Annotated in this window: 10 protein-coding genes; 3 read left to right on the forward strand and 7 right to left on the reverse strand. The window is 73.9% G+C overall.

What is annotated here, in order from left to right; all coding sequences use genetic code 11:
• A partial coding sequence (locus AB0O67_RS33740; protein ID WP_365458670.1) for a hypothetical protein occupies positions 1-450 on the reverse strand: 450 nt, incomplete at its 3' end.
• The gene (locus tag AB0O67_RS33745; RefSeq protein ID WP_365458673.1) at positions 447-2,159 is read right to left on the reverse strand and encodes a PHP domain-containing protein; all 1,713 of its coding nucleotides are present in this window, start codon (positions 2,157-2,159) and stop codon (positions 447-449) included. The genes AB0O67_RS33745 and AB0O67_RS33740, both read right to left, overlap by 4 nt.
• 245 nt (positions 2,160-2,404) lie before the next feature.
• Here AB0O67_RS33745 and AB0O67_RS33750 point away from each other — a divergent pair, with 245 nt between their 5' ends.
• Complete coding sequence (locus tag AB0O67_RS33750) at positions 2,405-2,989, forward strand: TetR-like C-terminal domain-containing protein (protein WP_365458676.1); 585 nt, start codon at positions 2,405-2,407, stop codon at positions 2,987-2,989.
• 48 nt (positions 2,990-3,037) lie between these two features.
• Here the strand turns inward: AB0O67_RS33750 and AB0O67_RS33755 are convergent, their stop codons facing one another.
• Positions 3,038-3,793 carry an isocitrate lyase/phosphoenolpyruvate mutase family protein gene (locus AB0O67_RS33755; RefSeq protein WP_365458697.1) on the reverse strand — a complete coding sequence of 252 codons (756 nt, stop codon included), beginning with the start codon at positions 3,791-3,793 and terminating at the stop codon, positions 3,038-3,040.
• A gap of 80 nt (positions 3,794-3,873) precedes the next feature.
• On the reverse strand, positions 3,874-5,583 hold the full coding sequence (locus tag AB0O67_RS33760; protein WP_365458679.1) for a DUF2264 domain-containing protein: 1,710 nt from the start codon (positions 5,581-5,583) through the stop codon (positions 3,874-3,876).
• Positions 5,584-5,748: 165 nt separating this feature from the next.
• Here AB0O67_RS33760 and mmuM point away from each other — a divergent pair, with 165 nt between their 5' ends.
• Entirely contained in the window at positions 5,749-6,681 is a 933-nt protein-coding gene (gene mmuM, locus AB0O67_RS33765) for a homocysteine S-methyltransferase (protein ID WP_365458682.1), read from the forward strand.
• 19 nt (positions 6,682-6,700) lie between these two features.
• Here mmuM and AB0O67_RS33770 read toward each other — a convergent pair whose 3' ends face one another.
• On the reverse strand, positions 6,701-8,362 hold the full coding sequence (locus AB0O67_RS33770; RefSeq protein ID WP_365458685.1) for a carboxylesterase family protein: 1,662 nt from the start codon (positions 8,360-8,362) through the stop codon (positions 6,701-6,703).
• Between the two features lie 249 nt (positions 8,363-8,611).
• Between AB0O67_RS33770 and AB0O67_RS33775 the strand changes: the two genes are divergently transcribed.
• Entirely contained in the window at positions 8,612-9,625 is a 1,014-nt protein-coding gene (locus tag AB0O67_RS33775) for a hydroxyacid dehydrogenase (protein ID WP_365458688.1), read from the forward strand.
• A 72-nt stretch (positions 9,626-9,697) separates the two neighbouring features.
• Here AB0O67_RS33775 and AB0O67_RS33780 read toward each other — a convergent pair whose 3' ends face one another.
• Together AB0O67_RS33780 and AB0O67_RS33785 are read right to left on the reverse strand one after the other, a co-directional pair.
• Entirely contained in the window at positions 9,698-10,348 is a 651-nt protein-coding gene (locus AB0O67_RS33780) for a ThuA domain-containing protein (protein WP_365458691.1), read from the reverse strand.
• A 46-nt stretch (positions 10,349-10,394) separates the two neighbouring features.
• Complete coding sequence (locus AB0O67_RS33785; RefSeq protein WP_365458694.1) at positions 10,395-10,757, reverse strand: hypothetical protein; 363 nt, start codon at positions 10,755-10,757, stop codon at positions 10,395-10,397.
• Positions 10,758-10,926 lie beyond the last annotated feature (169 nt).

Here is a 10,926-nt window from a genome sequence, read left to right on the forward strand (position 1 = left end):
CGCGGGGTGCCCGCCCCCCCCTCCCGCCCCACCCCGCCACTGCGGCCGTACGTGGTCCCGGGTGACGACGACGGTGTCCGCGTCGGGCGGTTCCGTCGTGCCCAGGACGGTGACGCGGGCGATCGCGGAGCGGGACAGCAGCTCCGCGACCGTCACCGTGCCCGTGAGACCGGCCGCGCCCGGGTAGAGCACGGCGCGGCCCACCTCGTCGGGGGCGCCGTCCGTCACCTCGTAGCCCTGTGCCGTCAGCCTCCGACGGGCCGACAGCAGGGCCGCCTCCGACTCCACCGCGAAGGACAGCGCGACCCGGGGACGCTCGTCCCGGACGAGGTGCGTGCAGCCGAACGTGCCGTCGGGAAGGACGAGTTCGGCTGCCAGCTCCTGGAGGAGGTGGTCGGCCCCGCGCAGGTCCTTCAGGCCCGCGTCCACGGTGAGGACGTACGAGGTCACGAGGGCAGGACCCACACCGGGTTGGAGTAGAACCACAGGTCCAGCCACGGGTCGGCGTCGCCGACGACGTCGAGCGCCGGGCCCGCCGGGTCCACGGCCGCGCCCATGGCGCCGACGGCGCCGCGCTTGCCGTCGGTGCCGCGCAGCCGCACGTAGACGGGGCGGTCGACCTTGCCGAGGTCGTAGGTGAGGCGGACGGTGCCGCTGGACCTGTTGACCTCGTACGACTTGACGACCTTGGCGGTCGGCGCGGTGAAGGTGTCCTTGTCGGAGACCTCGCCCGTCACGTCGCCCTGGATGACGTCGACGCGCGCCAGCGTCGGGAGGAAGCCCGCCCAGTTGGGGCCGCCGGCCAGTGCCACGTCCACGGTGAGCGTGACCTTCGTGCCCTTGCGCACGTGCAGGGCGCCGCCGAGCGTGGCCCAGCGGCTGCCGCCGGAGACACGGACGTCGAGTCCGCTGATCAGCTGACCGTGGTCGACCCAGATGCGGCCCGCGCGGATGCCGTCCATGACGGCGGCGTAGGAGAAGCCGTCGGCGCCGACGTGGGTGCGGCTGTAGTAGCCGGGCCAGTAGTCGCCCTGGGTGACGTCGATCTTGCCGGCGTAGACCGGGTCGTCGTAGCGGCCGTTGGCGTTGAAGTCGCCGCCGCCGCGTGCCGCCGTGTCGGCGTAGACCTGGTGGGAGTCGGAGTTGGCGGTGATCCACCAGGGCTTGCCCTCGGCCAGGAGGCTGTCCCACAGGCCGCCGACGGTGGCGGTCATCCAGTCGAAGCCGCCCCAGGTGCGGTAGCTCTCCAGCGGGTAGCCCGCGAAGGAGTCGGCGCTGGGGTTGTTGTCGTAGATGCCACGGGCCCGGCCCATGCCGAGCGGTGCGGGGATGCCGGCGGCCTGGTGGCCGGGGGCGCCCTCGAAGCCGACGGCGATCTGGTGGCTCGCGGGGGACGCGTCACGCCAGGCGCGGATCTCGTGCGGGGAGTCGACACCGCGCCGCGCCGGGTGGTTGGCGAGCATCAGCGCGTCCCTGACCTTGCGCCGCTTCACCTGGTCGGAGAGGAAGGCGAGGCCCGCGACGGCCAGCGCCTCGTTGGCGGGCGAGGAGCCGGAGGCGTTCTTGACGCTGCCGTCGTAGTCCGTCTCGAACTGCTTGAGGACGGAGACCTCGTTGCGGCCGGGGTGCACGAAGACCGTGCCGTGCTCGGCGGACGGGATGTTCCACTCCAGGCCCTGGAAGACGAGGGTGTCCTCGTAGGCGGCGCGGGCCTGCTGGATGTCCGGGTTGACCTTCTCCACACCGATCTTGGCGTGGGTGGCGCTGCCGTGGTCGGTGATGACCAGCCAGTCCATGCCGTGCTTGGCGCCCTGGCGGACCTGGTCCACCACGCGGTACTTGCCGTCGCTGCTGTACTGCGTGTGGATGTGGTGGTCACCGGCGAGCCACAGGAAACCCTTGCCGTGGCGGTTGCCGGGGGCGGCGGCCGCGGGGGCGGCGCCCGTGGCGGCCGCGGCGCCCGACAGCACGCTGCCGGCGGCCAGGCCCGCGCCCAGCAGACCGGCGCGGCGCAGCAGCGAGCGGCGGGATCCCTGCTCGGGGGTCAGGGCGTCGTCGGGCACGGAGGTGTCGAAGGCGGCCGGCAGCGCCGCGTGCTCGTGGCCGTGGTCGTGGTCATGTCCGTGGTGGTGATGCCCGGGTCCGTGGCTGTGCCCCATGATGTGCGCCTCCTGAATCAGCGACGCTGCTGCGCCGTGTGAGGAGAATCGAGGCAGCAGATGAACTTTCAACGGCCTTCGTGTGATCCGCGGGCGTCAAGGGAACGACCGCTCGATCCCCCGCGCACCGTTCCCCCAACTTTCCTCAGCCACAACGGCATTTACAGCCGAGCTCAGGCACCCCTCCCCTCCCATGCCCCCCTAGGCAGTAACCTGGACCGCTTAGGCCTCGAAGGGACGTGTCCATGGCCAGAGCCGGCCTCACCGTCGACCGCCTGGTCGCGGCCGCCGCCGACCTCGCCGACGAAGTCGGCTTCGACCAGGTCACGCTCTCCGCGCTGGCCCGGCGCTTCGGCGTCAAGGACGCGAGTCTGTACTCGCACGTCCGCAACCTCCAGGACCTGCGCACCCGCATGGCCCTGCTGGCGGGCGGCGAGATGATCGACCGGATCGCGGAGGCGGTGGCGGGGCGGGCCGGCAAGGACGCGCTGGCCGCCTTCGCCGGCGCCTACCGGGAGTACGCGCTCGCCCACCCGGGCCGGTACGCCGCCACCCAGATCCGCGTCGACCAGGATCTCGTCGCCGACGCCCCCGCCATGCGGCGCACCGCCGACATCACCTACGGCATGCTCCGCGCCTACGGCTTGGACGAGCCCGATCTCACCGATGCCGTACGCCTGTTGCGCAGCAGTTTCCACGGTTTCTGCGCACTGGAGGCCTCCGGCGGCTTCGGCGCGCCACGGGACGTGCGGGCCTCATGGGAACGGGCCGTCGACGCCCTGCACATCGCACTGGAGCACTGGCCCGCGCGCTCCGCTCCGCGGCCGTAGGAACCCCCGCCGGTCGGCCGGGCCGTGAACCGCACGACGGCGACCGGGTCAGCCACTGAGCGCCTGCACGTCGTCGTACGTCGGCGCCGGGCCGTGGGGCGCCCGGCCCTCCCGTACTTCCGCGACGGCCTGCAGGGCGGCGCCCAGCGCACGCCGGTAGAGCAGCGAGCCGAGGCTTACCCGGCGCACACCGAGGTCGGTGAGGCGGGTGAGGGTGGGGCCGGACGGTGAGCAGAGGACGTTGAGGGGCACGTCGAGGTGTTTCACGAGTGCGGCGATCTCGGCGGGGTCGGTGAGGCCGGGGACGAAGACGCCGTCCGCGCCCGCCTGTTGGTAGGCGTCCAGGCGGGCGAGTGTCTCCGCGCGGCGATCGTGGCCGCCGAGCCAGTACGTGTCCGTGCGGGCGTTGACGAACAGGCCGGGGGCTGCCGACTTGACAGCGGCGATCTTCGCCGCGTGCCGGGCGGCAGGGGCGAGGCCGTCCTCCAGGTTGATGCCGACGGCACCGACGACCGCCAGCTGCCGCGCGAACTCCCCCACCTCTTCCGGGACCTCGCTGAAGCCGCCCTCCGCGTCGACGGAGAGCAGGAACGGCCCCCTGCCCAGCGTGAGGGCCAGCCGTAGCGTCTCGTCCCGGGTCCCCGCCGCCCCGTCGGGCAGCCCGGCCGCCGCGGCGACCCCGAGGCTGGTCGTGCCGATCGCCGAGAAGCCCTGCGCCGCGAGCGCCCGCGCCGAGGCGTGGTCCCAGGCGTTGGGGAGCAGCAGGGCTTCGGCGCGGTGGTGGAGTGCCGCGAAGCGGGTCATGACAGCCATGAGCGCACGGTAGGCGCGGATCGCTTCGGCCCCGGCCGAAGTGTCGGGGTGCGGCGGCGGCGCGCCCGGTCTCAGATGGCCGTCACGGTCCAGGACGGCGCTGTGGTCCCTCCGTCCGTCACCGTGAACCGGAAGCACGCGGCGGATCCGGAGGCCCACCGTACGTGCAGCTCACAGCCGTCGCGCACGTCAACCGAGACCAGCCGCGGAAGCGGTTGCGGATCCACCTCCCCGCTCAGCCGGGCGAGGGCGACGAACAGTGCGGGTGTGCCGGTGACGGTGCCGGTGAGGGTGTCGTCGAGCCCGACGACCGGGACGAGCTCGGCGCGCGGGCCGTCCCCGGCCGCCCACCCCGTGACCCGTACCGGGGTCCCGGCCGTCGCGCCCGTCACCAGGTGCGCGCGGACCTCCACCGCGCCCTCGGCGACCACCAGGCTGGTGACCCGGATCCCGTCACGGACGGTGTGCCGGGAGGCCGCCCAGCCCTCGCCCACCCCGAGCGGCACGATCTCCGTCCGGCTCGCGTCGTCCCCGACGATCACGCTGTTGTCGTACGACGCCGAAGGGACCGTCACGGTCGAGTAGGCGAGCCGCGTGTAGTGGGGGTCGTAGCGCACGTCCTCGCTGCCGTGGTTGTGGAGCCGGACCACGCCGTCCGAACGCGTCGACTGCACCAGCCAGTTGGGCGGCCCGACCGGCGTGACCGCGTCGGCGCGGTCCGCCGGACCCGGTTCCTCGGTCGCCGTCCACGCCTCGTCACCGGGGGGCAGGAGCAGGCCGAGGAAGCCCTTGCCGGCCCAGTACGGGGACGCCGGACCGGAGTAGGCCTGCAGCAGCGCCTCGTCGGGGCCGTGCCAGCCCAGGGTCAGCAGTCCGTTCTCGTCCACCGCTGCCCGGTCCAGGAAGTACCGCAGGGCGCCCGACGCCAGCCGCCGGGTCTCCCCCGGGGCCAGCGGGGTGTGGCCGGTGAGCGCGCCCAGCCACAGCGGGGCCGCGGTGGCGAAGCGGTAGGTGAGGGAGCGGCCCTGGTGCATCGGGGCGCCGTCGGCTCCGAACAGGCGGGCGTAGCCGTCGAGATACCGGGCGAGCCGGTCGCCGTACAGCTCCAGCAGCCGGCTGTCGTCGGCGAGCCAGGCGTGCAGGACCGGGTAGAGGTGCATCGCCCAGCCGTTGTAGTGGTCGAACTTGCGGCCGTCCCCGTCGGTGTACCACCCGTCCCCGACGTACCACTCCTCGATGCGCTCCAGCCCCCGGTCGATCGCCGTGCGGGACGCCTCCGTCTCGTGACCCACGTCCTGGAGGAACCCGCCGACCGTCACCGGGAACAGTTCCCAGTTGTTCGGCCAGGGCCGCGCCGTGAGCGCGTCGGTGAGCCAGGCTGCCGTCCGCCGACGTACGGGGTCGCCGAGCCGGTCCCACAGCAGTTCGCGGGTCAGGCGCAGGCCGAGGGCGATGGACGCCGCCTCCACCAGGGGCTGGCTGTGGTCCAGGACACGGGGCCAGACGCCGGCGACGCCGGCCGCGAGCCCGTCCGCGTACCGCTCGAGGACGGTGCCGTCCTGCCGCAAGGCCGCCAGCAGAAACGTACGGGCGTAGCCCTCCAGGCCGTCCGAGAGCCTGCCGGACGAGCTGGTGTGGTCGCCGGGCAGGTCGTAGAGGGCGTGGTCCTCGGTGGCGTACGGCTCCACGGCGGCGAGCAGGGCGTCGGCGGCGGCCTCCCAGTGGGCACGTGTGTAACCGGTGTACGGGCTGCGGGTGCGGTCGTCCGGGGGCAGATCCATCGGCGGGCTCCCTTCGGCTCCTCGGTCAGGTCGTGAAGGCTGACGGCTGGACGGTACCGCCGTTCGGCAAGCGCTTTCCGGCATTGCCCCGGTCGGCGAGGCCGGTGCCGAGCCGGCGAAATGTTCGGGGGTGGGCGAACGACTCCGTCGACTAGCGTCGGTGCCATGACCAGCAACACCCCGGGAGCCCCGCTCGGCCTCGCCGAGGCCCTCGCCGCCGGGACGGTCGTGCTCGACGGCGGTATGTCCAACCAGCTGGAGTCGGCCGGCCACGATCTCGGCGACGAGTTGTGGTCGGCGCGGCTGCTCGCCGAGCGGCCCGAGGCGATCACCGAGGCGCACCTCGCGTACTTCCTGGCGGGCGCCGGCGTGGCCATCACCTCCAGCTACCAGGCCACCTTCGAGGGCTTCGCGAAGTACGGCATCAGCCATGACCGGGCGGTCGAACTGCTGCGGCTCAGCGTGGCGTCGGCGCGTGTGGCGGCGGCGCGGGCGGCGGCACGGGGAGTCACCCGTCCACTCTGGGTGGCGGCCTCGGTCGGGCCCTACGGGGCGATGCTCGCGGACGGTTCGGAGTACCGGGGCCGCTACGGGCTGACGGTGGACGAGCTGGAACGCTTCCACCGCCCCCGGATGGAGGCCCTCGCCGCCGCCGGTCCCGACGTGCTGGCCCTGGAAACGGTCCCGGACGCCGACGAGGCGACGGCCCTGCTGCGGGCGGTGCGCGGGCTCGGCGTGCCGGCCTGGCTGTCGTACACCGTGGCCGGCGACCGCACCCGCGCCGGCGGGCCGCTGGAGGAGGCCTTCGCCCTGGCCACCGACGTGGACGAGGTGATCGCGGTGGGTGTGAACTGCTGCGCGCCGCAGGACGTCGACGCCGCCGTCGCGCTCGCGGCCCGGGTGACCGGCAAGCCGGTGGTGGCCTACCCCAACAGCGGCGAGGCCTGGGACGCCCGGGCACGTGCCTGGAGCGGCGGCTCCACGTTCACGCCGGAGCAGGTCCTGGGCTGGCGCGGCTCCGGCGCCCGCCTGATCGGCGGGTGCTGCCGGGTGGGGCCGGAGGCGATCAGGTCCGTCGCGCGGACGCTGGCGGGTTGACCGGGGACCCCGCCAGCCGTCAGTGCCGTCGGGCGCCGCTGGTGCGGCGCAGGAGTCGTACGACCGACCGCATCTCCGCGTCGCGCGCAGGCGCGCCGTCCGTCGCCGGGGCGGACGCGGCGTCCCGGTCGCCGAGATCGGATGTCCACAGTGCGAACTCCCGGTCGCGCGGCCCGTAGGCGGTGTACGGCTCCTTCGTCGGCCCCCGCTCCCCCGCCTCACCCCGCGCCCCTGCCTCACCTCGCCCCGCCGGCCCGTCCCGCTCCCCCGCCTCGCTCTCGCCGAAGATCCGCACCGGGTGCGAGTCGTCCCACGGCTGCCAGCCCGGGTCGCCGTCGGCCGCGAACCGCACCCAAGCCGTGTGCATCGCGTCGCCCAGCTCCGTCGGCGCGCCCCAGCCCGCCAGCCGGGCCGACTCGGGAGCTTCCCCGGTGTTGAAGACGAAACCGAGCTCCAGGGCGTGGCAGGCGCCGAGCCCGGGCCGCAGCGAGGGCCAGGCGAACTCGTAGACGTACGCCGATCCGGGGCGGGCGTCGGCCAGCCGGTGCAGCGGCCGACGCAGCAGGTGGTCGGTGACCAGCTGGCCGACGATCTCGGCGGTGCCGGCCTCGGGGTGCAGGGCGCGATAGCCGCGCGGCACCTCGTGGCCGCAGCGGCAGCGGGCCATCGCGCCCGCCAGGGCGACGGCGCCGAGCCGGTCGATCCGCTCCAGCAGGCCACCGGGCACGAGCCAGAGCCGGTACTCGTCGCGGGTCCAGCCCAGCAGCAGGTCGACGCCGGACGCGGCCTCCCCGTCGACCAGCGCCTCCAGGGGATCGCGGGGTACGAGGTCGCCGTCGACGACGATCCCGAAGGCCGGCCCGCCCACCACCGGGCTGCTGAGCCGGCCGATCTCGGCCTGGGTGCGCAAGAGCAGTTCGGGGTCGACGGCGGCGAAGGCCTCGGCCGTCGCGGGCACCTTCAGCCGGGCCGCCATGCGGCGCACCATCCGCCGTACCTTGTCGCGCTCGACGACCTCCGGCGGCCCGCTCTGCAGGACGGCCCGCCGGAACAGGCCCTGCGCCTGCGGTGCGGCGATCAGGGCACCGGCGCTGATCGCCCCGGCCGACTGCCCGGCCAGGGTCACACGGCCGGGATCCCCGCCGAAGGCCCCGATCGACTCCTGTACCCAGCGCAGGGCGGCGAGCTGGTCCCGCAGGCCGGAGTTGGCGGGGGTGTCCGGGAACAAGCCGTATCCCTCGACGCCCAGCCGGTAGTTGACGGAGACGAGGACGACACCGTCGCGTGCGAAGGAGTGCCCGTCGTACACGGGAACGCATGACGATCCCCTCGTCAGGGCGCCGCCGTGCAGCCACACGAGCACCGGGAGGCGGGCTCCCGGGGCGGGTTCGGGGGTCCAGACGTTGAGGTTGAGGCAGTCTTCCCCGGGGACGACCGGGTCGCACAGGTACTGGGCGAACGCCTCCGAGTACGGCGGCTTCGGCGGCGTGGGGCCGAAGGCGCCGGCGTCGCGCACGCCGTCCCACGGCTCCGGCGGCACGGGAGGCCGAAACCGGTTCCGGCCGAAGGGGGGTGCCGCGTAAGGGATTCCGCGGAAGACGGCGACGCCGTCCTCGTGGCGGCCGCGCACGGCCCCGTACGGCGTCCTGACCACGGGGCCCGCCACCTCTGACGCCCTCATCCGCCCACCAGCCCTTCACCGCGCCTGTGCACCGCTCCGGTCAGAGCATCACATCACCGTGATGCGTTCCGGCGCACGAGCGGGGAGTCGGGGCTCCGGGTGGGCTGTTCGGCGTACACGCCGACGCGGGGGAAGCGGCCACGTCCGACCGCCGATTGCTCCTGCGCCCGACGCGGATCTACGGTGGATGAGCCGTCGAAGACGCTTCCACCCCGACTCGCCTCCGCTCCCTCACTCCCCAGGAGGGTCATGCCCAGTGTCCCGCCGCCAAGGGCCGTGTTCGCCATGGATCCGGTGCACCTCCCGCTGCTCTTCCCCGCTCCGCTCCTCGCGCGGCTGCGACAGGCGGTGGACATCGATCCGGCGGTCGTCGTACGGGACTTCACCGACCCCGGCGTCACGGAGGTGCTGTCCCGCGCCGAGGTGCTGATCACCGGCTGGGGCTGTCCGCGGCTGGGCGAGGACGTACTCACCGCGGCTCCTCGCCTGCGCGCGGTGCTGCATGCCGCCGGCTCCGTCCGCTCGCTCGTCGGCGAGGCCCTGTGGAAGCGCGGCGTCGCCGTGTCCAGCGCGGTCACCGGCAACGCGGTGCCGGTGGCGGAGTACACGCTCGCGATGATCCTGCTCGCCGGAAAGGACGTCTTCGCCCACCGGGAGCGCTTCCGCGCCACCCACGCCCGACCGGCCGCCGCGCAGACGGCGGCGACGGGGAACCTGGGCCGCCGCGTCGGCGTCGTCGGCGCCTCCCGCGTGGGGCGCAGACTCCTCGAACTGCTGCGGCCCCACGACTTCGAGATCCTGCTCCACGACCCCTACGTGGACGCCGCCGGGGCGTCCGCGCTCGGCGCCCGCTGGTTGCCGCTGGAAGCCCTGCTGGCCGGCAGCGACATCGTCACCCTGCACGCCCCCGACATTCCCGGGACCCGCCACCTGCTGAACCGGGAGCGCCTCGCCCTGATCCGGGACGGCGGGGTGCTCGTCAACACCTCACGGGGCGCCCTCGTCGACCACGCCGCCCTTACCGACGAACTGGTCGCGGGCCGGCTCGGCGCGATCCTGGACGTCACCGAACCCGAACCGCTCCCGCCGGACTCCCCCCTCTACACCCTCCCCAACGTCTTCCTCACCCCGCACGTCGCCGGTTCCCTGGGCAACGAGCTCGAACGCCTCGGCCACATCGTCTGCGAGGAGCTGGACCGCCTGGCAGCAGGCCTGCCGCTCGCTCACCAGGTCCACCACGCGGATTTGACACGGGTCGCCTGACCTTCCGGTGCCGACGCGGCGACGGCCCTCGCGGTGCACGCCGCCCGCCGATCAGGGGAGCTACGCCGCCGATCAGGACAGCAGCCCCGCGGCCCAGCCGATCCCGCCCCGCAGGTGGGCGCGGAAGTCGGGGTCCGCGTAGGCCTCGGAGGCGTGCCCGAGCGCCGTGTAGAAGACGCGGCCGGCACCCTGCTCACGGCACCAGACCAGCGGATGGTCCTCGCCCATCCCGCCGCCCTCGTACGAGGTCTCGTCGGCGGACACGAGGACGCGCGCCGCGCCGCGTGGGCCGGCGCGGAAGTCGTACCACTCGTCGGTGAAGTGCCAGACGGCCGGCAGATGCCGGGTCGCGGGATGGTCGCGGTCCGCCACGAGCGCCTTGCCCGGCTGGTACGCGGGGTGGCGGGCGAAGCGGGCGCCGAGCAGTTCGCCGTAGTACGGCCAGTCGTACTCGGTGCAGGCTGCCGCGTGGACGCCGGCGAAACCCCCGCCCGACCCGACGTACGCGGCGAGCCGCTCGCGGCCGGGCGGGGTGAGGACCTCGCCGCTGGTGGACAGGAAGAGCACGGCGGCGTACTCGTCCAGCGGGGCCTCCAGGACCGCCGGGTCCTCGGTGTGCTCGATGTCGAACGACCCGAGAGCGTCCACCGCGGCCACGGCCTCCGGTATGGAGTCGTGGCGGTAGTCGCTGGTGCGGGTGTAGACGAGGAGTCGCGCTGCCATGGGACACGAGCCTAGGCGCGAGCGGGCGACCGCGCCGCCGTCACGATCAACGGATCAGCAGCAGAGCCGCCGAGCAGCCCGAGACCAGAAGGCACGCGCAGACGGTGTGGACTCTCAGCAGGACCCGACGCAGCTCCGCGTAGCGTGTTTCGTATTCGCCCCGCAGGTACTTGGCCCGGTCGGCGGTGGCCTGCAGGGCCTGCCGTGTGAGGCCCAAGCGCTGCCGTACGTAGTGCTCGGTGAGGTCTTCCGCCTGCCCGGTCGTGAGCCACGGCAGGCGGCCGCAGAGCGCCGCGGCCTCGGACCGTGCCTGCTCCCGCTCGGCCTGCGCGAGGAGATAGCCCTCGGCCTCGTTGGCGAGTACGGCGCCCTGTGCGTCCTCGGGGGTGCCGGAGCGGCCGGATCTCATGACCGCTCGCCTCCGGGCCGGTCGGCCGCCCGGACGGCCACGTGGCCGTGGTCCTCCAGCTCGTACTGCTGGCTGATGTCGGGGTGGTGCAGGTCGAACGCCGGGGATTCGCTGCGGATCCGCGGCAGGGTGAGGAAGTTGTGCCGCGGCGGCGGGCAGGAGGTCGCCC

The sequence above is a fragment of the Streptomyces sp. NPDC086077 genome (genome assembly GCF_040686175.1).
Taxonomy (GTDB): domain Bacteria; phylum Actinomycetota; class Actinomycetes; order Streptomycetales; family Streptomycetaceae; genus Streptomyces.